Annotated in this window: 27 protein-coding genes and 1 pseudogene; 2 read left to right on the top strand and 26 right to left on the bottom strand. The window is 41.4% G+C overall.

Annotation, left to right across the window (positions count from 1 at the left end):
• Positions 1 to 41: 41 nt before the first annotated feature.
• The 10 genes from ACQCT5_RS17375 to ACQCT5_RS17330 all read right to left on the bottom strand — a co-directional run bounded on the left by ACQCT5_RS17375 (position 42) and on the right by ACQCT5_RS17330 (position 10972).
• On the bottom strand, positions 42 to 1475 hold the full coding sequence (locus ACQCT5_RS17375; protein ID WP_499643575.1) for a dihydrolipoyl dehydrogenase family protein: 1434 nt from the start codon (positions 1473 to 1475) through the stop codon (positions 42 to 44).
• Between the two features lies 1 nt (position 1476).
• The gene (locus ACQCT5_RS17370; protein WP_499643573.1) at positions 1477 to 2730 is read right to left on the bottom strand and encodes a dihydrolipoamide acetyltransferase family protein; all 1254 of its coding nucleotides are present in this window, start codon (positions 2728 to 2730) and stop codon (positions 1477 to 1479) included.
• 17 nt (positions 2731 to 2747) lie between these two features.
• Positions 2748 to 3743 (bottom strand): alpha-ketoacid dehydrogenase subunit beta, encoded by a 996-nt coding sequence (locus ACQCT5_RS17365; RefSeq protein ID WP_499643571.1) that lies wholly within the window; start codon positions 3741 to 3743, stop codon positions 2748 to 2750.
• Positions 3740 to 4810: a pyruvate dehydrogenase (acetyl-transferring) E1 component subunit alpha gene (gene pdhA / locus ACQCT5_RS17360; RefSeq protein WP_499643569.1), complete on the bottom strand. Its 1071-nt coding sequence runs from the start codon at positions 4808 to 4810 to the stop codon at positions 3740 to 3742. Before pdhA ends, ACQCT5_RS17365 begins: the two co-directional genes overlap by 4 nt.
• Before the next feature lie 18 nt (positions 4811 to 4828).
• Positions 4829 to 5935 (bottom strand): Leu/Phe/Val dehydrogenase, encoded by a 1107-nt coding sequence (locus ACQCT5_RS17355; protein WP_499643783.1) that lies wholly within the window; start codon positions 5933 to 5935, stop codon positions 4829 to 4831.
• A 70-nt stretch (positions 5936 to 6005) separates the two neighbouring features.
• The gene (locus ACQCT5_RS17350; protein WP_499643567.1) at positions 6006 to 6395 is read right to left on the bottom strand and encodes a thioesterase family protein; all 390 of its coding nucleotides are present in this window, start codon (positions 6393 to 6395) and stop codon (positions 6006 to 6008) included.
• Between the two features lie 205 nt (positions 6396 to 6600).
• Positions 6601 to 7395, bottom strand: coding sequence for an ABC transporter ATP-binding protein (locus ACQCT5_RS17345; RefSeq protein ID WP_499643565.1), 795 nt, complete (start codon positions 7393 to 7395; stop codon positions 6601 to 6603).
• Positions 7373 to 8395 (bottom strand): ABC transporter permease, encoded by a 1023-nt coding sequence (locus ACQCT5_RS17340; RefSeq protein WP_499643563.1) that lies wholly within the window; start codon positions 8393 to 8395, stop codon positions 7373 to 7375. Before ACQCT5_RS17340 ends, ACQCT5_RS17345 begins: the two co-directional genes overlap by 23 nt.
• Before the next feature lie 30 nt (positions 8396 to 8425).
• The gene (locus ACQCT5_RS17335) at positions 8426 to 9430 is read right to left on the bottom strand and encodes an ABC transporter substrate-binding protein (protein ID WP_499643561.1); all 1005 of its coding nucleotides are present in this window, start codon (positions 9428 to 9430) and stop codon (positions 8426 to 8428) included.
• A gap of 594 nt (positions 9431 to 10024) precedes the next feature.
• Positions 10025 to 10972, bottom strand: coding sequence for an NAD(P)H-dependent flavin oxidoreductase (locus ACQCT5_RS17330; protein WP_499643559.1), 948 nt, complete (start codon positions 10970 to 10972; stop codon positions 10025 to 10027).
• Between the two features lie 108 nt (positions 10973 to 11080).
• Here ACQCT5_RS17330 and ACQCT5_RS17325 point away from each other — a divergent pair, with 108 nt between their 5' ends.
• Positions 11081 to 11599 carry a gamma carbonic anhydrase family protein gene (locus tag ACQCT5_RS17325; RefSeq protein ID WP_499643557.1) on the top strand — a complete coding sequence of 173 codons (519 nt, stop codon included), beginning with the start codon at positions 11081 to 11083 and terminating at the stop codon, positions 11597 to 11599.
• 88 nt (positions 11600 to 11687) lie between these two features.
• On the opposite strand, the pseudogene ACQCT5_RS17320 reads toward ACQCT5_RS17325, so the two are convergent.
• Positions 11688 to 11930, bottom strand: a pseudogene (locus ACQCT5_RS17320) (DUF3231 family protein); the annotation flags it as partial.
• Positions 11931 to 12084: 154 nt separating this feature from the next.
• On the opposite strand from ACQCT5_RS17320, the gene ACQCT5_RS17315 reads away from it, so the two are divergent.
• Positions 12085 to 12513 carry a VOC family protein gene (locus ACQCT5_RS17315; RefSeq protein WP_499643555.1) on the top strand — a complete coding sequence of 143 codons (429 nt, stop codon included), beginning with the start codon at positions 12085 to 12087 and terminating at the stop codon, positions 12511 to 12513.
• A gap of 381 nt (positions 12514 to 12894) precedes the next feature.
• Here the strand turns inward: ACQCT5_RS17315 and ACQCT5_RS17310 are convergent, their stop codons facing one another.
• The 15 genes from ACQCT5_RS17310 to ACQCT5_RS17240 form a co-directional block, all read right to left on the bottom strand.
• Positions 12895 to 13317, bottom strand: coding sequence for a GNAT family N-acetyltransferase (locus ACQCT5_RS17310; protein ID WP_499643553.1), 423 nt, complete (start codon positions 13315 to 13317; stop codon positions 12895 to 12897).
• A gap of 1 nt (position 13318) precedes the next feature.
• Positions 13319 to 13882 (bottom strand): GNAT family N-acetyltransferase, encoded by a 564-nt coding sequence (locus ACQCT5_RS17305; protein ID WP_499643550.1) that lies wholly within the window; start codon positions 13880 to 13882, stop codon positions 13319 to 13321.
• 71 nt (positions 13883 to 13953) lie between these two features.
• A complete protein-coding gene (locus ACQCT5_RS17300; protein ID WP_499643548.1) occupies positions 13954 to 14325 on the bottom strand; it encodes a DUF3139 domain-containing protein in 372 nt (123 codons plus the stop codon).
• A 132-nt stretch (positions 14326 to 14457) separates the two neighbouring features.
• Entirely contained in the window at positions 14458 to 14922 is a 465-nt protein-coding gene (locus ACQCT5_RS17295) for a helix-turn-helix transcriptional regulator (RefSeq protein ID WP_499643546.1), read from the bottom strand.
• 168 nt (positions 14923 to 15090) lie between these two features.
• Positions 15091 to 15798 (bottom strand): DNA alkylation repair protein, encoded by a 708-nt coding sequence (locus ACQCT5_RS17290; protein ID WP_499643544.1) that lies wholly within the window; start codon positions 15796 to 15798, stop codon positions 15091 to 15093.
• A gap of 88 nt (positions 15799 to 15886) precedes the next feature.
• Entirely contained in the window at positions 15887 to 16282 is a 396-nt protein-coding gene (locus tag ACQCT5_RS17285; RefSeq protein WP_499643542.1) for a nucleoside 2-deoxyribosyltransferase, read from the bottom strand.
• A gap of 10 nt (positions 16283 to 16292) precedes the next feature.
• The gene (locus ACQCT5_RS17280) at positions 16293 to 16844 is read right to left on the bottom strand and encodes an AAA family ATPase (RefSeq protein ID WP_499643540.1); all 552 of its coding nucleotides are present in this window, start codon (positions 16842 to 16844) and stop codon (positions 16293 to 16295) included.
• A 73-nt stretch (positions 16845 to 16917) separates the two neighbouring features.
• Positions 16918 to 18024 (bottom strand): hypothetical protein, encoded by a 1107-nt coding sequence (locus tag ACQCT5_RS17275; protein ID WP_499643538.1) that lies wholly within the window; start codon positions 18022 to 18024, stop codon positions 16918 to 16920.
• A 56-nt stretch (positions 18025 to 18080) separates the two neighbouring features.
• Positions 18081 to 19232: a PstS family phosphate ABC transporter substrate-binding protein gene (locus ACQCT5_RS17270; RefSeq protein WP_499643536.1), complete on the bottom strand. Its 1152-nt coding sequence runs from the start codon at positions 19230 to 19232 to the stop codon at positions 18081 to 18083.
• A gap of 99 nt (positions 19233 to 19331) precedes the next feature.
• Positions 19332 to 20600 carry an ATP-binding protein gene (locus tag ACQCT5_RS17265; protein ID WP_499643534.1) on the bottom strand — a complete coding sequence of 423 codons (1269 nt, stop codon included), beginning with the start codon at positions 20598 to 20600 and terminating at the stop codon, positions 19332 to 19334.
• A 183-nt stretch (positions 20601 to 20783) separates the two neighbouring features.
• Positions 20784 to 21566, bottom strand: a complete 783-nt coding sequence (locus ACQCT5_RS17260; RefSeq protein ID WP_499643532.1) for a YibE/F family protein — start codon at positions 21564 to 21566, stop codon at positions 20784 to 20786.
• Positions 21563 to 22690, bottom strand: a complete 1128-nt coding sequence (locus ACQCT5_RS17255; protein WP_499643530.1) for a YibE/F family protein — start codon at positions 22688 to 22690, stop codon at positions 21563 to 21565. Before ACQCT5_RS17255 ends, ACQCT5_RS17260 begins: the two co-directional genes overlap by 4 nt.
• A gap of 242 nt (positions 22691 to 22932) precedes the next feature.
• Positions 22933 to 23742 carry a DUF817 domain-containing protein gene (locus ACQCT5_RS17250; protein WP_499643528.1) on the bottom strand — a complete coding sequence of 270 codons (810 nt, stop codon included), beginning with the start codon at positions 23740 to 23742 and terminating at the stop codon, positions 22933 to 22935.
• A gap of 239 nt (positions 23743 to 23981) precedes the next feature.
• A complete protein-coding gene (locus tag ACQCT5_RS17245; protein WP_499643526.1) occupies positions 23982 to 24452 on the bottom strand; it encodes a FixH family protein in 471 nt (156 codons plus the stop codon).
• Positions 24453 to 24468: 16 nt separating this feature from the next.
• Positions 24469 to 25848, bottom strand: coding sequence for a PepSY-associated TM helix domain-containing protein (locus tag ACQCT5_RS17240; protein ID WP_499643524.1), 1380 nt, complete (start codon positions 25846 to 25848; stop codon positions 24469 to 24471).
• Positions 25849 to 25874 lie beyond the last annotated feature (26 nt).

Below are 25874 nucleotides of genomic sequence, written 5' to 3'. Positions count from 1 at the left end.
GTCCCATTTAAAGCTAGAATGCTTTGACGTGCAAAAGTGATTTACACCGTGACCTTGCTATTCTTGACTGACGGCGCTTTGTGTATTGCTTTGTTAGATAGATCCTCAAGTGACTCGAGGAAATTTTCATTAAGACTCGGATGTGGAAACAATGGGAAAAGCATATCTTCTTCCCTTCCTATCATTTCGAGTGCCACAATCCCTGAAGAAATGAGTTCGATTGCGCCCTCTCCCATCATATGGACGCCAAGAATAAGCTCAGTCCCCGCTTCACTGATTGTTTTGATCAGGCCATCCTTCTGTCCCAGGATGGATGCATACCCGTTGGTCCTAAAGGATGATTCCCCGGTTGAAATTTCATAGCCTGCGTCTTTTGCCTGTTTTTCGGTATAACCGACCGATGCGATGGGAGGAATCGTATGAAGAACTCTGGGAATGAATGTTAAGTCTACCTCTGATTGGAAGCCAGCGATGCTTTCTGCTGCAACTTTTGCTTGTTTGATCGCTTTCACAGCAAGCGCAGGTCCTTCTGTGATATCTCCGATTGCATAAATGTGGTCAACCGATGTCTGGCAGGTTTGGTTCACTTTTACAGCCCCGCTATCATGCAATAGGATACCTGCTCTAGTTACACCCAATCCATCCAATGTTCCTCCCGGCTGAGATGCAACATATAAATGTGTACTCTTCAGGGTCTGCGATTTTCCTTCCGCATCTTGTATTTCCATTTCCCAGCTTTGATCGAAATGATTGATGCTCTTAACTTTGACATCTTTTATCAGTTTGATTTTATGTTTTTTGCATTGCCGCATGAGCTCTTTATTGATCGATTCATCAAATGTGAATTCCGTTTCATTTTCAGAAAAGATCATGATCACTTCCGACCCCAGTTTGCTGAAGCACATCGCAGCTTCCAACGTAAAATCATCATTCCCATAAATAAGTAATGAAGGAGGAACTTCATCTAGTTTCCATAACGTTGTTATAGTTAAGTAGTTTCCTTCCACGTTTAAAAGCGGTTTTTTTTCTCTTCCGGTAGCTATAATTGCATGCTTAAAAGAGTAGGTATCATACTGATGTCCGTTTTCCACTCCTATTTTGTCAGGAGAAAGAAACATCGCTTCGCCTTTTAAAACTTCAATTTTATTTGCTTTACAGAGCGCTTCAATTCCCTGCTTCAACTGCTTGATCGTGACATTCTTATACTCCTGCAAGGTAGCCATATCGAAAGTAGCATTATTGGCTTGGATACCCATGCTTTTCATGCCAGTCAAGCGATGCAGGTTTTGTGCCGCTGCTGTATGTACCTTGGACGGGATACATCCTTCATTCAGGCACAAGCCACCCAATTCACCTTTTTCGATCAGGGTAACCTGCAAGCCTAACTGTGCTGCACGAATGGCGGCATGATATCCCCCTGGCCCGGCACCAATGATGACAAGGTCGCGTTCCTGTGTCAGTTCTCCTACTACCATATTAGACCAACTCCAGCAATAATAGTTTTGGCTCTTCCAGCAATTCTGTCAGTCTGTTTGTGAAAGCTACTGCGGTAGCACCATCTGCCACACGATGGTCAAAGCTCATGGAAATGTTCATCATCGATCTGATGACGATCTCATCCTGGTCATTTACTACTGGCCTCTTTTTCGTTTTATGGAAGGAAATCAAGCCCACCTCAGGTTGATTGATGATCGGTGTTGCCCCGATGCTTCCCCCTAAAGGACCGACATTGCTTATCGTGAATGTGCTCCCTGTCATTTCGCCAATGGTAAGCCTGTTTTCCTGTGCTTTTACAGTAAGCTCCTTCAGCTCATTATGAATGGCTAGCAACGACTTCTTTTCCACATTTCGCACAACAGGTACAATCAAGCCTTCTTCAGTATCGATGGCCACTCCAATATGATGCTCCTCGTGCAGTTCAATAAGGGCTTTTTCCTCATTCAGACGTGCGTTGAAAATAGGGTAGTCCTTTAAGGAAATGCTGATGCCCTTCACAAATAGTGCCGTCGCAGAAACACTAACAGTGCGTTTTTTCCAAAACTCACGCATTTCCAATATGTTCGTTACATCCACCTCTTCAAAGTGGGTGCAATGAGGGATGGTTAAAAGGGATTGTGACATTTTTGCCGCAATCTGTTTTCTTCTTCCTTTAAAAGGAATGGCCGTAGATTTGGCTTCTGGTAGATTTTTTTCCTCCGTTTTCTGCTTCATTGACTTCAGAGGCAATTCTTGTTGGAATTTATTCTCTGATCCGAAGTTTAGTACATCTTCATCCGTTATTCTCCCCGCAGGCCCAGAACCTGTGACCATTTCAATGTCTACCCCATGTTCCCTGGCAAGCTTTCTAGTATAAGGGGATGCCATCGTACGTCTGCCCTTGGACTTTTCCTTTTCTGTTGGGACTGCAAGTACCGTTGATTCTTTTGCATGGTATTTGGTTTCTGTCACCGATGGGGCCTCCACTGCAGATGCAACCTCCGCTTCACTTTCATGAGCCACTCTTTCAAGAAGAAAAATCGTCGTTCCCACTGAAATCGTCTGGCCGACCTCCACCTTCACTTCTTTGATCACCCCGGCATAGGGAGCAGGAATTTCCGCTGTCATCTTATCAGTCTGAACCTCAACCAATGGCTCATCAGGGTTCACCCGGTCTCCCGGTTGGACGAAGAGTGCCAACACATCTGCCTGGGTCATACCCTCGCCTATATCATGTAGCTTCACTTCTATCATCACTGCACCTCCAAGGCCTAAAACTTCATCACTTTTTCTATGGCTGCCACAACCCGTTTGCTTGTAGGCAAATAATAATCCTCAAAACCGAAATAAGGTACCGGTACATCAAACCCTGTTACCCGCTCAACTGGAGCCTTTTGATACAGGAAGGATGTTTCGTTGATGATGGCCATCACGTCCCCGCTGACACTTGTAGCAGCATGTGCTTCATGAATGATGACAGTCCTCCCCGTTTTCTGGACGGACTCGGAAATGATATCCTTATCAATCGGGTATAGGCTTCGAAGATCAATTACCTCACAACCGACTCCCTTTTGTTCCATTTCTTTAGCTGCCTGCATGGCAACAGGGATCATGGCACCCCAGGCAATGACAGTAACATCGTCGCCTTCCTTGCAGACCTTGCCTTTTCCAATCTCCACTGTATACTTTCCTTCCGGGATTTCCTCTCTTTGCGAACGATAGCAGCGCATAGGCTCCAAAAAAAGGACCGGGTCAGGGTCTTCAATTGCAGAGATCAAAAGACCTTTTGCATCATATGGATTGGATGGGCAAACCACTTTGATTCCGGGCATGTGTGTAAAAAGTGCTTCCGTTGAGTCAGAATGTATTTCGGGAGCTCTTACTCCTGCACCATAGGGGGCCCGTATTACCATCGGTACAGTATAATGCCCCATGGTTCTAGCGCGGAGTCTCGAGGCATGGGTCATAATCTGTTCATAGGCAGGATAGATGAACCCAAGAAACTGTATTTCCACAACTGGCCTGAAACCATTGATAGCCATACCAATCGCAGCACCAACAAATCCCGCTTCACTCAATGGGGTATCAATCACGCGGTCGTCCCCATATTTTGCCTGCAGTCCTTCTGTTGCCCGGAACACCCCTCCGTTGACGCCGATATCCTCACCCATCAGCACAACGTTCTCATCCGTTCCCAACATGGTATCCAATCCGTCTGTAATTGCCTGGACCATTGTCAAGGTATTCGTTTTAATTGCCGTTTTCATCTGGATTCACCCCTTAACACTTGAAGAAGGTCTTGTTTTTGCTGCTGTATTCCCCAGGTTGGCTTTTCAAAGACATGATTGAACATGTCAGCAGGATCCGCTTTAGGGAAGCGTTCCATTTCTGCTATTGCGCTATCTATTTCCTCTGAAATTTCGTCAAGCCATACGGATTTCTCTTCCTCATTGAACCAGCCGTTATTTTTCATGTATCGTTCCAAACGAAGTATGGGATCTTTCTTCCCTCTTCTTTCTTCACTTTCCTCCTGGTTTCTATATTTGGTAGGATCATCAGCAGTGGTGTGGGCACCGTACCTCCAGGTAACCGCCTCAATCAGAGTAGGTCCTTCTCCGTTTCGTGCCCGCTCCAATGCTTCCAGTGTATGGAAATATACCGCAAAAATATCATTGCCGTCGATCCGATAGCCAGGCATGTCATAAGCCAAGGCTTTCTGGGCAATAGTTGCGGTTTTCATCTGTTTGGACATGGGAACAGAAATGGCGTATCCATTGTTCTGGTTAAAAAAGACAACCGGAGCCTGGAGAATGCTTGCAAAATTCAAGCCTTCGTGAAAGTCACCCTCCGATGTCGCGCCGTCACCAAAATATACGATACTTGCATTCTTTGTTCCTTTTCTTTTTTCTGCGTATGCCGCTCCAACTGCATGTGGGAGCTGAGTGGCAATAGGGATTCCCGGCGGAAATACCTTTTTGCCTTCTGCAGGAACACATCCTTCATTTCTGCCATTCCAAAAGAGCAGGATATTTCGCAACGAATGCCCGAATGTCATTGTTGCTCCATGGTCACGGTAAGATGGAAACAGCCAATCGTCCTCTTTTAAAGCAAGAGCACTTCCAACCTGGGAGGCTTCCTGCCCCTCAAATGGGGCATATGTTCCAATTCTTCCCTGTCGCTGAAGGCTGATCGCCTTTTTATCAAATGTTCGGATCCGCAGCATATTTTTATAAAAGGTTTCTGTCAATTCTTTAGTTATTTTTGATGAGTATTTCTCGTCTGTAAGATTTCCGTTTTCATCCATCAATACTTTTATCGGAAACTGATTCTCCATTCCATTTCCCTCCATCTATTAAACTCGCACAGACCATTTAGGACGTTTTGAATGGGTGAAAAAGCTGTTTCGACGGGTACGGTCCGCCAGGCGCTGTTCACAGAAATTATTGGCAGCTTCCACTGTCGTGATATTCATTTTTTCTGCCTCTTTATATACATCCATCAATGAATTATAGATGGCTTTCGTTTTTCTCAGAACTCTTTCTTTATTAGGCTCATATAGCTCATCAGCCACTTGGATGAGTCCACCGGCGTTTACAATATAATCAGGCGCATAGAGAATCCCTTTTTCCTGTAGCATCGCACCATGATGGTTCTCAATCAGCTGATTGTTCGCAGAACCGACTACCGCCTTCACTTTCAATTGTTCCACTGTATGATCATTGATGATGCCGCCAAGCGCACACGGAACGAAGACATCCGCTTCCACTGAATATATTTCATCTCCGCCTACCACTTTGATTCCTGCTCCAATCTCTTTTGCTTTAGTTACCAATTGATTGATGGCATACTCATTGATATCCGAAACATAAAGGTCAGCACCTGCATGTAGAAGCTGTTCCGCCACTTTTGCGCCGACTTTCCCAAGCCCCTGGATTGCATAGCTTTTGCCGTATAGATTTTTGGAGCCCCATACTGTCAGGTTGGTTGCTTCAATTCCATAAATGACGCCTTGAGCTGTCGGTACCGATGAATCGCCGCTACCACCGTATACTTCATCCACCCCGACAATGCAGTTTGTTTCTTTTAAAGAATGAACAAAATCCTCAGGGGACGTTCCCATATCGGTCCCAGTATAGAAGCGGCCATTTAGCGACTCGACAAACTGTCCGAATGCACGGAATAGCTCAGGGGATTTATCCTTATTGGGATCCCCGATGATGACCGCCTTCCCTCCGCCAAAATCCACATCAGCAGCTGCACATTTATATGTCATCCCTTTAGAAAGGCGTAATACATCAAAAAGTGCCGCGTCAACAGATTGATAAGGCTGCATGCGACATCCTCCGAGAGCTGGTCCCAGTGTTGTGTTATGTATGGCGATAATTGCTTTTAAACCTGTATCAGGATCATTACAGAAGACCACCTGCTGATGATTCTGGATTTTGTCGAACATATCCATTCCCCCCACTTCAGAAGTAAGCGTTTTCAAATTTGTCAACACGATCACCCTTTTTATCTAATATTCTTGCTTAGTCTTGCCCTATTATTCTATTTATCTTACTTTTTGACAGTACAGCCTGCCTAACTTCACCTGATCCAACAAGTCTTTCCTCCGCTTTAACGGTGACTTCTGTCAGAATACTATTCCGGTTCACGCTGATCACTTTTGCCTCCAAAACCAATTCTGTCCCTTCGATTGCAGGTGAGAGGTGCTTTACGGAAACCTCAGCTCCCATCCCCTCTTCCCCGTCTTCCAAAAAGGGTAGAATGATTTGACGCGATACCCATTCCATATGATAGACCATGGTAGCCGTGGAATAGACGGGGTGAACCACTTTCCCTTCGAATTGCGCAAACATGGAGGGTGTAACTTTTACTGTCAGACTCTTTTGAGTGCCTTCCTTTAAACCAGGCTTCAACTTCTTCACCCCAAAACGTATAACGTTTATTCAACGCTATAATAACATTTCGTTAAATAAACCGTCAATGAATTGTAGAAATTTTGTAAATAATCACTTCATTTTGATAATTGAGCATTAGAATGCCTGCTCCTCCTTATCCTTACCAGACGAAAAAACCGGAACACATAATGTGCCCCGGCGGATTCTTAATTTTTGTCTAGCCTCAACTCAACAGAGCACGGTCATTAGCCATCTGCTCGCCGCGTATTCTTTGGAACTCCTGAAGCAGTCGTTCGATGGTCAATGTTTTCTTTTCTTCCTCTCCGACTTCAAGGATGATCTGTCCCTTATCCATCATGATCAGGCGGTTTCCAAGATCTAGTGCCTGCTGCATATTATGCGTCACCATAAGTGTCGTCAGCCCTTTTTCAGCGACAATCTCCTTTGTGATGTTCGTGATAAGCTCTGCACGGGACGGATCGAGCGCAGCAGTATGCTCATCAAGCAGGAGGATCGAAGGCTCAGTGAAAGTCGCCATCAGCAGGGAGAGCGCTTGTCTTTCTCCTCCTGATAACAGACCGACCTTAGCTGTTAAACGGTTTTCCAATCCTAGATGGAGCGTTTCAAGTACTTCTTTAAAGTACGTTCTTCTTTGCCCGGAAACTCCACGCCTAAAGGTGCGTGTTCTATTTCGCGAATAGGCCATTGCCAGATTTTCCTCGATTGTCATCGATGGTGCAGTTCCTGCCATCGGATCCTGAAACACTCTGCCGATATATCTTGCGCGTTTATGCTCAGACATGAAGGTGACATTTTTTCCATTAATCTCGACTGTTCCTGTGTCAGGCGTCAACACTCCTGAAATCATGTTCATCAGGGTTGACTTTCCAGCACCGTTACTTCCGATGATGGTGACAAAATCGCCTTTATTCAAGGAAAGATTCACATGATCCAAAGCATTTTTCTCATCCAAAGTACCCTCATTGAACACTTTGTTAATCTGAGTTAAGTGAAGCACGCTCATCACCCTTTCCTCTGGTAGCATTCAAAGTTTGCAGCTTTAGCATTTTTTGCCGCTTCCGCTTTCTTTCCTTATAGGCATCCATTATTTTAGGTGCAACAAGCGCTATGATAACAATAGTGGCTGTGATAATTTTCATATCTCCCGTTTCAAGAAAATCTACACGTAGAGCAAGTGTTACCACGATCCGATAGATGATTGCTCCACCGATTACAGCAAGAGTAGTTCTTGCAATTGTTTTTGTTCCGAAAAGGGCTTCTCCAATGATGACGGAGGCAAGACCGATAATGATCATCCCGATGCCCATTCCCACATCTGCAAATCCGCCATGCTGGGCAATCAGCGCGCCAGAGAATGCGACCATTGCGTTCGACACCCCAAGGCCCAGGATCACAAGGCCATTTGTATTTGCTGAAAAGCTGCGAATCATCCTCTTATTGTCACCGGTTGCTCTAATGGCAAGTCCAATTTCCGTCTTCAGGAACCAATCCGTAATGAATTTGATTGCGAGCGTTACGATGATCATGACAAAGATGACACCCCAGGTTCTTGGAACAAACTCCCCTAACCCGACGGAGGCAAAAGCATTATTGATGAGTGGGTCAATGCCTGTTCCCTCCCACCATGTACGAAGCTTCGTAAAAAAAGTCTCCGTATTCAGCATGGGAACGTTCGACCTGCCCATGATTCTTAGATTGATGGAATACAAGGCAATCATCATCAGAATTCCTGACAACAAAGCATTAATTCTTCCAAAAGTATGTAAGGCCCCGGTGATACAACCTGCCACAAAACCGGCAGCCATCGCTACGACCGTAGCCAATATCGGGTTAGACCCGTTTACAATCATGGTTGCAGCAACCGCTGCCCCTGTTACAAAGCTACCATCTACGGTAAGGTCCGGAAAATCAAGGACCCTAAAGGATAAATATACCCCTAGGGCCATGATTGCGTAGATGATTCCTAATTCGACTGAACCAAAAAGTGCTGTAATCATGTTAGAATCATCTCCTTGTTGTCTTAAAGATTACTTGCCGTCAAAGAATTCGGCGATTTCCGTCCAAGCATCCTTCACTTCCACACCTTGTGCTTCTGCAGCTTGTGTATTGATGACAAGCTTCAGGTTTTGCGGGTAGGATACAGGGATTTCAGACGCTTTCTTCTCGCCTTTCAGAATCTTCACAGCCATCAGGCCTGTTTCATAGCCAAGATCCTCATAGCTGAATCCACTAGCAGCAACAGCTCCAAGCTTCATGGAATCAAGCTCACCTGCAAACAATGGAATCTGCTCGTCATTTGCCACACCAACTACAGTCTGGAATGCAGTTACAACTGTATTATCAGTTGGGATATAGATGGCATCTACACGTCCGATGAAGGATTCAGTGGCCTGCTTAACCTCAGCAGAGTTGGAAACGGATGCTTCCACCAATTTCGCACCCTTTGCTTCCACTAGTTCTTTCAAAGCTTCTACTTGTACAACAGAGTTTTGTTCTCCGGCATTGTAAAGTACCCCAATGGATTTCGCTCCGATTTCACCAGTCATAAAATCAACTGTACTGGAAAGCGCATCCGGATGAGTATCGGAAGTTCCCGTAATGTTGTCGCCTGGCTTGTCAAAGGATTCTACCAATTCAGCGCCAACAGGATCAGTTACAGATGTGAAGACGATTGGAATGTCTTTTGTTGCCTGAAGCGCACTTTGCGCACTAGGAGTGGAGTTTGCAAAAATCAGATCCACTTCATCTGCAACGAAATTACCTGCAATCGTTTGGCTGTTGCTCATTTCCCCTTGTGCAATTTGAACATCATACTTTACATTCTCGCCTTCTTTGTATCCGTTTTCTTCAAGTGCTCTCTTAAACCCAGCAAAAGCAGCATCCAAGGAAGGATGTTCCACAATCTGAGTTACACCGATGACTACCTGTTTCTTTTCCTTATCGCCTGTGCTTGTGGAATTTGACCCGCACCCAGCCAATAACATGAAGCTTGCAGTTAATGCCAATGCTGATTTAAAACGAAACTTTTTCATAGATATCCCCCTAATAATATTTTAAAGCTTGCAAAAAGTAACAAGCTGTAAACCCTGAAAAACGAAGCACTGACAGATTATGTATTTCTATCATGCAAAAACAGAGATTCGTTTTTTCAACGTTATATTAACACTCCATTTTTCTCGATGTCAATATATTCTAAAAATTTTATATATTTTATTATTTTAAGATAAATACGCCCTTTATGTCAAAAAAACCTTTTTTTAACCTATTAAAATAGACTTCCAAATTAGGGGAAGTCTAAGATTAACTCAATTCAGATTGAATATAATTAAAGTTAAATGAACCTTCTTCTAATGAAGAGGTTCTTTAGTTATAGGTTTTAGAATGCCCCCTAAGCGGGGTGAAAAACCTTTTCGCCGCTTGAGCGAGGTAAAAGGTTATCATATGCGGAATGAAGGACCTTTTCGCCATGCAAGCGAGGTAAAAGGTCCTTCATATGCAGCCAGAAGCCTTCTCGGCGCAAGCGCCTATGAGGTCTTCAATATCCCTCTCCTCCAACCGGATTCTTCGTGCCTTCCACTTCAATCTACAACGTCTTTCAAATTTTCGTGGGCCGAAGATGGGGTGCATTATAATAGGTTACTCGCTCGTTTTAATTCTTTCTTCGCGCCCTTCATCATACTAGTAAAAAGATCTTCAACACTTGGAATATCTGAAATGATGCTTGAAATCTGGCCGCCATTGATAAACCCTTTGTCTAGTTTTCCTAGAATAGCCCCAAGCTTGTGATGCTCCTCTGTGGTCAAGCCGTTGAAGTCCTCTAGTGTTATCCCGATTGCCTCTTTTTCTAACAAGTAGTCCGAATAGGGAGTTTTCAATACCCTTCTTACCCTCTCCACAGAACGGCCTACAATGACTGTTCCCCCATCATCCGCAGCAAGGAGTGCATTCTTATATTCTTCGTGAAAAGGAGCTTCCTTTGTAGCAATCAGTCTCGTTCCCATTTGGACGCCAGATGCTCCGAGTGCAAGTGCGGCCGCAAGACCTTTTCCGTCACCAATCCCACCAGCAGCTGCAATCGGGACGGTGACCTTTGAAGCGATTTGCGGAATCAGGGTGAACGTGGTCGTTTCCAGATTCGAATTGATGCCTGCCGCTTCATAACCCTCTGCTACTATAACATCCGCTCCTGCATTTTCAGCTTTCACTGCCTGCTTAGAGGAAGCCACTACACAAATGACCTTTACACCATGCTCCTTCAATTTTGGAATAAAAGGAGCAGGATTACCGGCAGAAAGCGAGACCGCCTGGACGCCATGCTTGATGATCAACCCCAGTATTTCTTTTGTATAGGGGGACACAGAAAGTGCAACATTGATAGCAAAAGGCTTGTTGGTAAGCTGCTTTGTTTCGAGTATTATCTTTTCCACTTCATCAGGCGGCATCGTTCCGGCACCGATTGTTCCCAGTCCTCCCGCATTCGACACAGCGGCAGCAAGCGGGGCATTGCTGATATTCCCCATCCCCCCTTGAATGATTGGTAGTTGTATATTCAATATGTATATTAATTTATTCATCTATTCTTTCACCCCTCGTAAAAATAATGTTATACTAATTTTAATATTTAGACAATACAGCTTGTTCAGGAACAAAGCTATTTTCGAATTGAAAGGGGTAAGATGTTTATGCTATATCGATATGGTGGGAAGGAGCCAAATGTGGATTCATCTGTGTTTGTGGCACCGGGGGCACATATTATAGGGGATGTTACCATTGGCGAGGAGTCGACCGTATGGTTTAATGCGGTACTGCGTGGGGATGAAGGACCAATCACCATCGGAAAGAAATGCAGCATCCAGGATAACGTGACAGCTCATCTTTATGAAGGATTTCCTCTTGTGATTGAGGACGAGGTGACAGTGGGGCATAATGCCATCCTGCATGGATGTACCGTGCAGAAAAGATGTATTGTCGGGATGGGGGCTACCATCTTGGATGGAGCAGAAATTGGGGAAGAGAGCATTATAGGTGCGAACACTCTGATCCCATCAGGAAAAAAGATCCCTCCCCGTTCACTGGTTGTCGGTTCTCCAGGCAAAGTCATTCGTGAAATCACCGACAAGGATGTGGAGCTGATTCAGCTATCGATTGATACATATGTACAAAAAGGAAAAGAGTATGGGTTGGAGCTGAAGGAGAAATAACTTTTTGCATACTATAAAAACCAAAGACTCGTCATTTGGACGGGTCTTAAATTTTTTTAGGTAAGCATATCGCTTACCTTTTCTTGTATTAATTTTGCTTTTTTTGCTGTGCCAATTTCTCTTTATCCATGGTACCAGGGGGGCTGCTCAAACCATTCATTTTCAATCTTTAAATAGACAGTGTCCTTCGCATACTGTGCAATTTCAAGCGATAACGCTCATAGTTCAATATTAAATCACTTCTTTGACTGGCAGCGGCAGCCGTAGCATAATTCCCAGTACCAGCTGCGGTTAGATATCATTGATGAAAAATGATCAATTTATCCGAAAATAAGAATCTCCGATATTCCTATGAAAGGACCGGAATCATTGCCCGAAGAACAGCTATTTCACCATACAACTTTCTCCTCCCATATTAAATTGTCTTTCATGTGAATTTTCGGATAAAATAGATTTGTACTTAATCTATGAAGAGGAGTGAAAGAATGTCTGTAGATGTATATCTAGTTTTCAATGGCAATTGCCGGGAAGCGGTTGAATTTTACGCAAAGGTTTTTCAAACAGAAAATCCTAGAATCATGACTTTTGGTGATTCACCACAAAATCCGGAGTACCCACTTCCAGAGGAAGCAAAAGAATTGGTAATGCATACTCGTCTAAACATCGACGGAAGCAATGTCATGTTCTCCGATACGTTCCCTGGGCAGCATTTTGTGGCGGGCAACAACGTAACCCTTGCTTTAATCAGTAAAAATATGGAAGATTTAAAATCCTGGTATGAACAATTAAAAGATGGCGGTACTGTCGAAATGGAACTGCAGGAAACCTTCTGGAGCAAGCTTTATGGGCAAGTGACTGATAAATTCGGAATTCATTGGCAGATCAACTACGACAATGGCGAGATGGCTATGTAGCACACAATCCAGTCTTCTTTGTTATGTCGGAACCTGTCATTTTATGCGGTTTGTGCATATTACTGGATTTTTTCACCGCAAACATGTATTTTTGTGCAAATCATGAAGATTTTTCCGCAAAAGACGGGGATTTTTCATCACAAATCTTATTTTTTGAGCATATCTCTTTTTCCGGTTTTAATTGAAAGGCCGAAATCATCAAGTTTCCTCTTTTAGAAGTAGCACTATCTAAAAAAGCAAGCAGATTACCGGGCTTTCCCCCTCTGCTTGCACTTTTTTGGGTAAAAAATATTCCTTATACCACATTTTGACCGAATTTATTTTCTAGCACTACAAATTCAAGAAAAAGACCGTCTAAGATATAGCAACCTTGGCGGTTAATTATAGTACCTTCCTCAAAAAATAATGCTCATGGTCCCTGCCAACCTGGTCGAGTACCCCATAAACTTCATAGCCGTGCTTCTTGTAGAAGTCCAAAGCTTGGAAGCTAAGTGTATCCACTTTAATGAAGTCGCATTTGTTTTCAACAGCAATCTCCTCTGCTTCCTGCATTAGTTTCGATCCGTAGCCATCCTTGCGCAAGTCTTCATCTACCATCAGAATATGAATTTCGAGCCAATTCCAGCAGATCTCTCCCAATAGCCCGCCTCTGACGTTATCTTCTTCGTCCATGAGGTATAGGTTGATTTCCTGGTATCTTCCTCTCAAATCCTCCGGAAAATGCTTTAGGTTATATTCATACAGCATCTTATTTACATGGCGTTTCTTCTTGTCGTCTGTTTCCTTCGTAATGTGCAAATTCATCTTATAAATCCTCTTTTCTACTTTTCAGCCAGTTATCTCTTTTCATTATCATATTGATGGAGTCGATCCGTCCACCCTCATATTCCAATTCGTGCTTGTCGATGCTTTCAACGGTAAAGCCAACCTTTTCATATACCTTTTTTGCTCTCGGATTGAAATCATATACGCTGAGAGTCAGATGATTCAATTTCGTATTTTGGAAAAGATGATCTATGAATAGTATAGTTGCTTCCGTTCCTAAGCCACGGTCTCTTCCCCTTGGTCCAATCAGTATCCGAAAGTTCATACTTTGCTTTTCTTCCTGATAAAGATTGGCCACAACCTCTCCAACCACAACATTCAAACCCTGATCCACAATCGCAAGATCCAGGCGGTCCTTCTGCTCATTCCTTGTCTTGTACCATTTAACAACCGCATCCTCATCGTAATCATCGGTGCTTCCTGTCAGTTTGATAACCTCCGGATCCTTCAGACACTCCTCTATAAAAGGAAGATCCTCATCCAGAAAAGGTCGCAGGATAACTTTCTCTCCCTCGATATGTGGTTTGCTACTCAAATCTATCATCTATTTCACTCCCGTTAAATTACCAGTCTTTATTAACTCCCGCAGCACTACACCCAATTCTATCCGAACTTTCAGTTTTTATTTTTCTTAATATCCGGAGGCGCGTCTTCAAGATGTTGGTACAATTCATCTGGAGTACTTCCTGAAAGACCGCTTTGTGACATTATCCCGTCCTCATAATGATAGGAATAGATAGCGGACGGTTCGTCCTCATATACAACGTTAATGGCCCATGGATGATAGAAAAAGAGTACGCTCATTATGCTATACTCCACTTCAACACTTTTTATCTCGTTTTGTTTATACCCCCTATCTTCCTTCAAGTAAGAAAGTGTTGCTTCATATCTTGTCTTCTCACCAGAAAGTACATACAAGTAAAAGGATCCTATAGGTACAATTACCATGGAAAGTGTGATACAGACAGCTAATACTTTTCTATTCATGCTACACTCCTATTAGTTAGAGTTATTTGAAGTCAATTCTATTGAAGATCAAGCCTTTCAGATAAGTAGCAGGCTAACAAAAAAACAGGGCATAGAACGACTATCAGGAGGACAATATTTATTTCCATCAGTCTAATCTCCTTTCTTGTCTTTGGATAATTCGTTTATTTTCTGTATGGCATCTTCCACATTAAATGAGCTGTACCATCGAAAATCAAGATCATCCAGAATTCGGTAGTGTTGACTTATGACATTTTGCTGAAGGCGGAATTTCCCCATTACTCTGACTTCTTTCCACCATACCTTACCTCCCATTGTTTTATCTTTTGGACTATCTATCTTTTCATGCGCAAGGGTTTCAATGACTTCCAACGGATCAGCTCCAAGAATAGATGTGAGAATCTCACTTTCTCTAAACAGCGCGCTGGCTGCTACCGTCACCGTCCAGCTTGCGGAATTTCTGCCTTTTTCGATCTGCACCAACGTTTTCTTGGAAACACCCAGAATTTCTGCCATTTTATCTTGGGTGTAGTCATATTCAATACGAATAAGTTTTAGTTTATTAGAAATTAAGTTAATGACATCTGTCTGGTTCATTATTTATTCTATAGCTCCTTTTTATCATATATGTGTAATTTTACACTTTTTATATATTAATTACAATAATATTCAGAAAATAAAACAGAATAGAACCTTTTTTATTATGAATTCACCAACAAAAAAGGAGCACTAATCCTTTATGGATTAACACCCCAATCGCCATCTCTAACACCTTACATATTTCCGTTTGAAACCAAGTTTCCCTCTATCCATTTCCTTTTGGATACTCTCATATGCATTAAGGAAACTGCTTTTCTTCATGTCCCGTTTCACTTCTACTATACCAACTGCCTCCGCAGTCTCAATTGCCTTTTCATTGAGGGGCTTAAAAGAAATCCCAACTGTATATAGAAAATTATTCATGGCGGATTTCGTTCGTTCCGGTGAATCATGTATCGTATTTTTCACCAAATCAAGCATTTCAGAAATCTTCTTTTCGGAAAATTCTTTGTCTTTCCGATTCCCTAAAAGCCAGCAATAGCAGCTCCAGCCCGCTGACATTCTCAGCTCTTCACCGCTTGCAATCCATTTATCAGCAACGTCCTGTGCAATATCGGATTCTGCCAGAGTAACCGCCACAACATAATCGGACAGCATATAGAAATATGCTCCATCCATCCAACGATTATAATCCGACTCAGACATTCCCTTGGGATCCGCAATAATGCCTGCAAAATACATGGCATCATAATTACCTGTGGCATAAAGTTCTTCAGCAAGACCCTGATTGATTTTGATTTTCTTTGCAATTGGTTTCATAGCTCCTGTAGCCACTCCAAAAAGCGGTTCTTTTGCGCCATTAGATATGTACATTTTTTTAGAACGTTCCTTGCCGAGGGCTTCAAGCTCCTGCATGACTGATTCTAAATCCATAGCTTGCACTTCCTTTCTTTCATTCTCATTTCATTATAACAAACTAACATATCGCCGTTCTTATGATTCCCTTTCGAACTAATACATTTTAAGATTTCCGCACATATGGATGAAAGATATCCACCAACTCATCCAATGTTCCAATAAACTTTTCAACCTCTGGCAGATGGTAGAAGGTACTCGTAGTGGCAAAGTTGTAGATGGTCTGATCAGGAGAATAGAGGATGATTTTCTTATTGAGACCAAGAGCAATCCCCAGTTCAATGTGGCTCCCTTTTCCCCCTGGCAGTATTACCAATACAAGATCCGCTTCTGCAACTGCATCCTTTTCCAGCTGCCCGATCCTTTTCAAATCATCCAGTGTTGACGCTCTTTCGTTTTGTGTCCAATCGTATGTATGGATATGGCCCAAGCTTTTTAATTTTCTGCAAACGTAACGTACTTGATCGATATTATTAAAGCTTGATGCAACATAAAATTTCATGATAACCTCCCTATTTTTTGTGCGAAATTTCTACAATCTTTTGAATAACACTCGTAATTTCTTCAATGTCCCTGATCACGAATAAATGATCTGACTCTCGTTCAATAGGGTCTGTCACCACTTCATTCTGCTGACGTTTTAGAACTTCTTCAAAGGTGGATGCACTTCTGAAAATATTCGTATTCCGCACAGTTTGCGAAACTCGCGCCTGTAATACATGATCAGGAATATCAAAATGAACGAGGATGCGCACGAACTCATCCGGTGGGAATAGCTCATTCAGAAGATATTCTCTACCTTTTTTATACCGGTTGGAATTGCAAATGATCAAGTGGGAATCTGTATGCTCTTTAGCATAATCGACAATAAGCCGTGAAATAGCGTGTTTCAGGGTATTCGGTCCTTGTTTAGGCTGCAGGTACCTGTAATATGTGTTGATAAAAGCTGCGTGATTATCCTGATCCACTACGATTGAGTTGTTCAGCTCTTTTTCTAGCAAACTGGCAAACGTGGTTTTCCCACTATGTGTTTTTCCTACAGTAAGAATCATTAGCCGTTTCATTAAGCTATCTCCTTTGTTGTTTAAATTGTAACTAAGTAGTTCTCTGTTCCGACCATCTTGCCTCCCCTTTATTTCAGTAATCTAATCCAATCGGTATAGGCTTGAAAACCGATAAAAACTCTTCATCTTCCCGGACATCCAAAAACTCTGGCTGCTCCAAGAACATATATATGTACCTTGAGCGCAAACCACCATTTCCATTTATTTGGTTTTCTGCCATACTAATGTGGTGTAATGTTCGTTCTCTGTCTTTATCCAGGGTCCATATACAAATGGCATAAAAGAAATGAGTGACACCGGTTCCTTGATATTCAATGGCTTTTTCGAATAGCTTTATTGCTTTTTTGTATCTCTTTTCCCACATTAAACATGTACCAATATCATGTGCCATATCACAGACCTCATCGATATTATCACTCAACCCCTTTTCATTTTGGTCGAATTGATTTTCTATCATCAAGACTACTTCACTGATTAATTTATCGTATTTATCCATTTCCTTTTTACCTACATATGTTTCCAACAAGTATGTAACATAACGGAAATAGAACTTGGCATAGTCCGACCACATTTCATCCTCAGTTAGGATATCGTGATACTTCTGAATTTCCTTAAGTGCATGATCATAATCTTTGAGTTGGTATGCACGTAGCCCCGCAGCAGTTTCAACAAGGAGAATCCTAGAATGACGATTAGTTTCTGAAGGGGAAATTTGGGTCAATAATCCTTGATAAATCTTAAACCATTCATCTGTTTTGTTCTCGTGAAACCATCCTATGGCCTGTGTACTGTCATACATCACTTTAATCCAATAGTCAGGTCCGAGATTTTCTTTTGCCCATTCTAAAAATGCACGCTGCTCATCTATCATTTCTTCATAATTCTTTAGAAGAGCCAAGTTGTCAACCAACTCCCAATTAGCCCAGAAGCAATCAGTTAACAATTCCGGATCACTCTTTTCCAAATACTTTCTCATCATATCCACTCTCAACTGTAACCCTCTATCACCTAAATATCCAAAGATCTCATGTGCCAAACGAACGCTTTCAATGGAATAATTTGAATAGACTAATTCCAGTTGAACTATCTCAAAGGCCTCAATCAACATGTCTTCATTATTTTTAGAGGGAATTTCCAGGTTATTTTTCTTATATTCTTCCAAGCAATTAATCGCTTTCATAAATTGGTTCTCCTTTTAAATAATATACTCATTACTCCAGAAGATCTGTCTCAAATCTACTTGTAATACGGCACATACCCTGACTTCTCCACCAAGGTCTGTCCCTCTTCAGACTTCATCCATTCTAAAAATGGAACGAGGTTTGGATTGGTTGCTGTCGAAAGGTGTACAGCATAAAATGGACTCACAAAAGGATAGGTATCTTGTTGAATGGATTTGATTGATGGAGACACTCCATTAATCGCTAGATGTTTGATCTTGTTATGTTGCACCATCGTTTCCGAGAAGAAGCGAAACGAGAAACCGATTGCGTTTTTCCTATTTTCATAGTCCAAGGTTTCTTCGATGATGCCTCCCATTCCCGTTACCTTTTGATCTTTGGGTGCTTCCATCAATCTCTTTGTTCCCATCACTTTCATAAGCATTTGTTGACTTCCGCTGTCTTCGGGTCGCTGAAAAGCCAATATGGGCTCATCTTTCCCGCCAAGTTCTTTCCAATTTTTAATTTCCCCAGCATATATATTTTGAACTTGCTCTAAAGTTAAATCGCTTACTGGATTATCCTTATGTACAAAAAAGACGAATGCTTCTTTTCCTATTGGTGTTAATTTCAACTCAATTTCTTTGGATTTTGCAAGATCTTGAATAGTAATCGGTGGCTCTGGTGCAAAGATAATGTCACTTTCTTCCTTCAGTAGGTTCGCCCAAGCCCCTGACGTTTGCGTTGATTGCACCTCACTCCTAGCGGAATCATAAGATCCTTCCGGATATACTGCTTGAGCGAAGGCTGAAAATACCGGATACAATGCAGTCGACCCGTCAAGTTTTAATAGCGGTTCCTCTAACTTCAACGTAGCAGTTTTATCCAATGTGGCAACCAAAGAATTCTTTGCAAAAGGCTCATAAACAGAGAGGTCTACATCCTGTGTACTCATAACCTGCAAGGATTTTAGGTGCCAAGCCTTCACATTTACGAAGACGACAAACAAAATAAAACAGCTTAATAAACCTATAAAGCTATACCTTATTGCTTTTTTTGAAAACAGGTCCCAGACAAGCAGATTGGCAAATACCAATAGCATAAGTACAAAAGCAGCTACTACTAAACCATACTGCTCCTTCCCTGTGGACAACAGTGTCATGACTGATGCATAAAAACCAACAAATAAAATAACAACTGATACTATAAATGACCCAATGACCTTCATCAACTTTCCCCTTTGTCTCTCTTTACCAATTATTTCAAAGGATTATTCTGAATACAATATTTTTTCAAAAAAGGCCACCCTAAAGACTTCTTGGAGTCTTCAGGACAGCCCTTTTGTTTGGGAAATTTGCGGTAACAGGATTATAAATTCTGTACCTATACCTTTTTCACTTTTCACATTAATACTGCCTTTAAATGAACGTATTATCTGAAAACTAACCATCATTCCTAAACCGGTTCCATTTTCCTTTAGTGAATAAAATGGAGATCCAAGTCTATCCAATTGCTTTTTGGTCATACCGATTCCTTGGTCCTTGATAATAATCCTTATATTCCCATCAGCCGTTGAAGTACATGTAGCCCAGACTGTTCCACCTTCGGGCATAGACTCTACCGCATTTTTCATGATATTGATCAAGGATTGATTGAGTTTTTGAGGATTTGCATCTATCCAGCAATTCTCATGGATTTCCGTTTTAATCTCAACTTGATGACTCAGGCTATACCCTTTAATGATATTAATGACTCGCTCCAGCTGGTATCCAACGTTAACTTTAATGTTATTTATTACAGTTGGTTTTCCGAACATAAGAAAATCATCAATTATCTCATTGGCACGATCTAGCTCTTCAATGGAAATTTTAATATAATCCTTCTTGCTTTTAGGTAATTCTGGATCGTTCAGAAGCTGTAGAAATCCCCTGGTTACCTGCATTGGGTTTCTGATTTCATGGGCGAAGACGCTTGACAACTCACTGACCACCCGCAACTTTTCCGAATTTAGCAGTTCTGAACGCAGCTGGTGGATCTCCCTGATAGTTTCCATTAACATCGTGAAGAAACATGTTACTGCCACTACAAAGATAAGGTGAATAAACTGCACCTTCACAACATCTATTGAAAAGCCATTTAGAATACCAAAGGAAGTAAGACCTACCAGACAATAGTAAAATGCTAGGCCAACCGCAATTTTAATCCTCTTATATTTATTGGAACTTGCAAATGATTTTTGGAAGAACAATATGACTGGCAGTGATAATAATAGTACAAGAACAGTAGTATAAACTCCGATGCTGATACCTGAGTAAAGGCGATAAAGGATAACCAGTATTGAAAGAAAGATTCCTGGTCGAACTCCGAGATATAAAGTTGCAAATAATAATGGAATAAATCTTAAATCCAAACGGGCATCCTGACCAAAACTCAATGGAAAGGACATACATAATATGATGGATACCCCCCATAAAACGGTCATTAGAGCGGTTTTATTTCTATCGCTCTTTACCTTCTCCGTAATAAATGTAAAGTAAACAAATATAGGTATTACCATCAGCGTCAGTTGCAGCAAGAAATCTTTTATTATACTCATCTTCGTACCTTTCTCATTATTATTCCATTTCATAACTGTTAAGATAGAACAGAATGAAAATTTGTAATTCTTCCACAATTATACTTTATAGGCATCATAGTTTGTGACTTTTTTCTTCAAATCATAAAAAAGAGCTTACCTTCTTAAAGATAAACTCACTTCTTTTCAAATTGTATAATTATTCTATTGACTATTTAAGGACCCGTTATGCTCTCTTCTTCTCACTAAAAAGTACGCTGTGATCCAGGAAGTAATCGGTATAATCAGTGCAATACCGATACCGGCACAGAGTATTGTGATTATCTCCACACTGAACACTTTGGAATTTACGATTTCACCAATTGAATATGATAATTCCTTTAACCATAAAAACAAACCGATATAGCCTCCAAAGAAGGCAAAGAATAGCGTATTCGTATTGGTTCCCAGGATGTCCTTCCCTATACTTAACCCAGATCTGAATAAGGCTTTCCGACTGATGGATGGATTATGAAAAAATATTTCACGCATGGGCGATGCAACGGAAATGGCTACATCCGTAATCGCACCTATCGTACTCATAATAATCATGGATGCTCCGATTTTCACAAAATCCACTCCAAGATACATGGAGAACATGCTGATTTCTTCAATTTCTTCTTTTCCAAATCCCTGGATCATTGACTTATCTGCCACAATGACGATAAATAATAGCAAAATGACAATCGTGATAATCGTCGACAGGAAAGCCGCTTTCGTTTTAAGGTTCACTTCATTAATGAAAAACAGCGTAATACAACTAATCACAGCCGAAGCAATCAATGTTAATATAATCGGATCTGCATTGGGATCTGTCATAAAAAGTATAGTAAAAAAGAGAACACCAAAATTTAGTATTAACGCTATAAAAGACCGTACTCCTTTTCTTCCACCGATGAGTACCATTAATAGGAATAAAATAGCTGCCAGTATGAGTAGTACATTCATAATCGTGCCCTCTTTCGATTAACAAAAAAAATAGATATGCATAGTCCTATCGGTATCGTTAGAACGATGCCGATTCCGCCGGCCAAGGCCCGGGCTAATTCCAATGAAAGGTTGATAGAAAGTGTTATTCCAAAGGGAAAATCATTCATAAGATACAAAATAAGCATTGGAATGGAACCACTTATATAGGCAAAAAACAAAATATTTGTCATCGTACCCATAATATCTTTCCCAATTTCCATGCCTGAAGCTTGGAGTGCTTGTACTGAAATGTCGCGCTTTTCTTCATACAATCCAAAGATGGAAGAGGACATGGTAATGGCTACATCCATAACAGCCCCCAATGATCCTATCAATAATCCCGCCATAAATACCATCTGAGGAGGGCTGGTCAGAAATTGCATTTCTTCATAACGGAGACCTTTTTCATTCGTCATCCACAATACAAAAAAGGTGATCATTAGCGAAAAAAAGGTTCCAAGTAACGTCGAGACAATCGCCGCAAATGTTTTTTCATTAAAACCGTTCACCAGTAATAAGGATATTATCGTAAACAATATGACACTTATCCCACATATAAATAACAAACTTACATTTGAGGAATGCATAAAAATGTCCAATACAACTGATATCAAAATTGCATTCACCGCTAAACTGACGATGGAAAAAAAACCTTGCCTCTTTCCAACGATAAGTAAAACAAAGACAAAAATCCATGCCACAATCAAAACGTAGGTATCTCTTTTGACTCCTGTGATTGTTCCAATTAATTGTGAACTTTTTCCTTTGTTTGCATCAATGGAAACAAACAGTTCATTTCCGACATGGTGTTCCTGGTCATATGCCCCCGATAAAGAATACTTATTTGTTAAGTGGATAATTTCCCCTTTATGATTCCCGTTTTTCACTTTAGCAATGATCCCCTGTGTAGTTAGAAGATCCTTATTATTAAATGAATCAACCACTTCTTCTTTATCTTTTAAATCTGTTTCAATTACTTCTACTATTGGTTCGTCATAAAATGAATGATTGTGGTTAACAAATATAACCGATGAAATAAAACAAAGCCCTAATAAGGCATACAAAAAAATATGATTGCTCACCACTTTTATTAATTTATTCACTTTAATATAGTTCCTTCCACTCTTTAGTTATCAACAGTCGTGTTGCTTTTATTACTAATTACTATCCACATATTTTACATGTTGAATACTCCTATTAATATATCAACATTTCCTCCCTTTTGATATATAAAGGATAACTCAATCTTACTTAAAGTATTACAATAATAAAAAAAGCGTGGATTTCACGATTGAAATCGCACTGCTTTTTACATGCAACAATTTGAAACAATGATTAATATCTATTATTGCGGAAGTTTTCTCTTAACCTGCTTTAACGATGCAACAATCAGAAAACTAACAATCACTAATAGGAGCCATGAACTTACCTTCCCTAAATGAACGAGACTCCATCCATCGGTTTGGTTTGGATATTCCCATGCCCCGAAGAACGTTGCAATATTTTCCGCGATCCAGATGAAAAATCCGATTAGAACAAATGAAAATGCGATTGGCATACGATAGGGAGTTCCATTAATTTCGTAAATGACCCATGATTTCCAAAAGACGATGATGACAAGTGCTGAAAGCCACCAACGAATATCCAGCCAAAAATGATGGGTGAAAAAATTCAAATAAATCGCAGCAGCCAGCGGTACAACAGCCAAAAACGGTGGCCACTTCACCAGCTCAACATTGAGCCTTCTCCACGCCTGACAAAGATAACTCGCAACACTTGCATACATGAACCCACTATACAAAGGCACACCAAATATTATCGAATATCCTTCATCCGGATAGGACCAAGAACCCATATGTACCTTGAATAGTTCTAGCGCCAGACCGATAAGATGAAACAAGGTGATAACCTTTAGTTCATCCCGTGTTTCAAGTCCGGAACGAACCATCCACCACTGCATCAGTAGGCAGATGATAAGCAGCCAGTCATATCGTGGCAGCAGGGGTAGGGGAATGACTTGTGTAATAGCCAAAGAGGCAAAAATAACAACAGGAAACAAACAGGATAGTGCCTGCTGCCAACCGAAGTGAACAAGCTTTGTTACCCCTCTTATGAACCATGGTTTTTCTTTTTTCAAAACAATCTGATGATCCATTGTTTATCCCACCCTCTCTAAAAATCCTATATGGTTCTTCTATTAGTCTTTACTTATGGTCAATTACATAATAATACATTATTTATCGATTATCAATAAATAAATATTGACTTTTATAAATAACTTGTTACTATTCAACAAAAAAGCATTCCTCATAAAATAGGAATGCTTTATCATATAAGTAATTGTTTATTTGTAAGTAACTGAACAGATTATTTTTTTCCACAATCAAGAAACAATTAATGATGATGTCCACTGCCTTCGTGATCACTTTCTTGCTCGGCGCTCTCTACACTTCCAAGAATCTCGTCTATTTGCTCCTGGGTTAAATCACCTACAACCAATTGCTTGGTGGGCATCACATGCATTTCACGTGCTGTTACATGGGATTGAATCCGATAGATTCCCTTCTTTTCAAAAGAATGCTTCACTACGTATATCCCATCACCATTATGTTCTGCATCGATAAGCTCACTGTTTTCTTTTCCTTGCTCCACATTCCAGATCTCGATCTGCACTTCCTTGGCATCCTCCACATTTTTGTCCCCCTGGGTCACATGGGTTCGAATGTCGACTTCCTCCTCTATTTGTACGTCAGCAGGAAGTTCCGTTTCCACCTTTACCACTTCAAGGGTTGTTTTCTCTTCAGGTGCACTGGTACAACCGATCAATAAAAGAATCGGAATCAATACCGCTCCTATTTTTTTCATCTTTTTCACGCCTTCCTTATCCTAACCATTCTTTCAATCTTATTATTCTAGTAAACACCAATTTATCCAAGAGGAGAACCACAATAATGGATATCCCAACAAGCGGCATGACAAGTCCCAGTAGCAGCATGATAATGGTAACCGCTCTTTTTATTTTAATGTCCACATGTTTGCCTGGTGCACCACTTCCATTTACTGGCTTCCTTTTTCTCCACATGATAAGGGAGCTGATCATCATTCCGATTAAGCCGATACAAAGAATCAAACCAAGCAGTTGATTTGCCAACCCGAATAATTTCCCTTCATGAAGTGCAATACCAAGCGTGATCGCTTTTCCCATCAGTCCATAGTCCTCATATCGTACATCCGTCAATACCGCTCCACTATATTGATCAACATGCAGGGTCGCATTATCAAATGGCTTGGTGTGGGAGGTGGAAATGGTGAATACGCCTTTTTCTCCTTGAGGCATGGAAATGTTATACGGCTTTTGGACTTCCCTGTCTACTGCAATTGACCAAACTTCATTTAAAGTCAAGGGAACATACTGATTACTGGTGGAAGCTGGCACGGGAATATTTTCCGCAGCCCACGGCACTTCCTCAGCTACGTCCTTCGTTACTGTCACCGATTCAGGCTTTTCACCAAAACTGAATGAAAATGCAGGATATCCTGTATTGGTAGCCGTTGCCACTCTGTTGATCTGTTCTCCCATTACGCCAGACCATGGGAGACCTGTCAGAATCAAAACCATGAGTCCAAGAGATAACCAGAATGCCGGGACTGCATGCATGTCCCGCCAGAAAACTCTTCCCTTGCTTCTTAATCTCGGGAGAACCGTTCCCCAGATGGAGGCACGGTTTCTCGGCCACCATACATATAAACCTGTGAGCAGCAGGATGATGGCCCAGCATGCAGCCAGCTCCACCAACCGATTGGCAATCGTTCCTCCTACCAGCAGCTCACTATGCAATTTCACAAAAATGGTCATGAGCTCTTTCTCAACCGGCAGTTCCCCAAGGATCTTTCCTGTATATGGGTCTACAAAGATACTAATGGCCTCTCCATCTTGCATGGTAGAAAACTTTGTACTTCTCTCATCCTCCTCGAAAGTGGACATTCTTGTGACCACTGCATCAGGAAATTCCTCTCTTACCTTTTCCAACTGTCCATTGGCAGAAAGGCTTGTTTCCCTTGTCTCTTCCACAAAATAAAGATCTTTATAAAGATAGGATTCTATTTGCGGCTTGAATAGATAGACCCCGCCGCTGAATGCCAAGATAATTAAAAAAGGAGCAAAAATGATGCCAGCATAGAAATGCCATCTCCACATGGTTTGGTAGATGCCTGTTCTGGTCTGATTTTTGCCCTTTTGTTGATTCGTTTTGTCTTCCATAAGCATACTCCTCCAACGCTTTTTTC

The sequence above is a fragment of the Sutcliffiella halmapala genome (assembly GCF_050107295.1).
GTDB classification, from domain to species: Bacteria; Bacillota; Bacilli; order Bacillales; family Bacillaceae_I; genus Sutcliffiella_A; species Sutcliffiella_A halmapala_A.
Note: the sequence above shows the minus strand (reverse complement) of the source record. Positions and strands in the feature narration are given on the sequence as shown.

Coding starts and splice junctions, on each gene's coding strand:
- ACQCT5_RS17375 (WP_499643575.1), bottom strand. CDS start 1,475: ATGGTAGTAGGAGAACTGACACAGGAACGCGACCTTGTCATCATTGGT.
- ACQCT5_RS17370 (WP_499643573.1), bottom strand. CDS start 2,730: ATGATAGAAGTGAAGCTACATGATATAGGCGAGGGTATGACCCAGGCA.
- ACQCT5_RS17365 (WP_499643571.1), bottom strand. CDS start 3,743: ATGAAAACGGCAATTAAAACGAATACCTTGACAATGGTCCAGGCAATT.
- pdhA (WP_499643569.1), bottom strand. CDS start 4,810: ATGGAGAATCAGTTTCCGATAAAAGTATTGATGGATGAAAACGGAAAT.
- ACQCT5_RS17355 (WP_499643783.1), bottom strand. CDS start 5,935: ATGGATATGTTCGACAAAATCCAGAATCATCAGCAGGTGGTCTTCTGT.
- ACQCT5_RS17340 (WP_499643563.1), bottom strand. CDS start 8,395: ATGATTACAGCACTTTTTGGTTCAGTCGAATTAGGAATCATCTACGCA.
- ACQCT5_RS17335 (WP_499643561.1), bottom strand. CDS start 9,430: ATGAAAAAGTTTCGTTTTAAATCAGCATTGGCATTAACTGCAAGCTTC.
- ACQCT5_RS17330 (WP_499643559.1), bottom strand. CDS start 10,972: ATGAATAAATTAATATACATATTGAATATACAACTACCAATCATTCAA.
- ACQCT5_RS17325 (WP_499643557.1), top strand. CDS start 11,081: ATGCTATATCGATATGGTGGGAAGGAGCCAAATGTGGATTCATCTGTG.
- ACQCT5_RS17315 (WP_499643555.1), top strand. CDS start 12,085: ATGTCTGTAGATGTATATCTAGTTTTCAATGGCAATTGCCGGGAAGCG.
- ACQCT5_RS17310 (WP_499643553.1), bottom strand. CDS start 13,317: ATGAATTTGCACATTACGAAGGAAACAGACGACAAGAAGAAACGCCAT.
- ACQCT5_RS17305 (WP_499643550.1), bottom strand. CDS start 13,882: ATGATAGATTTGAGTAGCAAACCACATATCGAGGGAGAGAAAGTTATC.
- ACQCT5_RS17300 (WP_499643548.1), bottom strand. CDS start 14,325: ATGAATAGAAAAGTATTAGCTGTCTGTATCACACTTTCCATGGTAATT.
- ACQCT5_RS17295 (WP_499643546.1), bottom strand. CDS start 14,922: ATGAACCAGACAGATGTCATTAACTTAATTTCTAATAAACTAAAACTT.
- ACQCT5_RS17290 (WP_499643544.1), bottom strand. CDS start 15,798: ATGGATTTAGAATCAGTCATGCAGGAGCTTGAAGCCCTCGGCAAGGAA.
- ACQCT5_RS17285 (WP_499643542.1), bottom strand. CDS start 16,282: ATGAAATTTTATGTTGCATCAAGCTTTAATAATATCGATCAAGTACGT.
- ACQCT5_RS17280 (WP_499643540.1), bottom strand. CDS start 16,844: ATGAAACGGCTAATGATTCTTACTGTAGGAAAAACACATAGTGGGAAA.
- ACQCT5_RS17275 (WP_499643538.1), bottom strand. CDS start 18,024: ATGAAAGCGATTAATTGCTTGGAAGAATATAAGAAAAATAACCTGGAA.
- ACQCT5_RS17270 (WP_499643536.1), bottom strand. CDS start 19,232: ATGAAGGTCATTGGGTCATTTATAGTATCAGTTGTTATTTTATTTGTT.
- ACQCT5_RS17265 (WP_499643534.1), bottom strand. CDS start 20,600: ATGAGTATAATAAAAGATTTCTTGCTGCAACTGACGCTGATGGTAATA.
- ACQCT5_RS17260 (WP_499643532.1), bottom strand. CDS start 21,566: ATGAATGTACTACTCATACTGGCAGCTATTTTATTCCTATTAATGGTA.
- ACQCT5_RS17250 (WP_499643528.1), bottom strand. CDS start 23,742: ATGGATCATCAGATTGTTTTGAAAAAAGAAAAACCATGGTTCATAAGA.
- ACQCT5_RS17245 (WP_499643526.1), bottom strand. CDS start 24,452: ATGAAAAAAATAGGAGCGGTATTGATTCCGATTCTTTTATTGATCGGT.
- ACQCT5_RS17240 (WP_499643524.1), bottom strand. CDS start 25,848: ATGGAAGACAAAACGAATCAACAAAAGGGCAAAAATCAGACCAGAACA.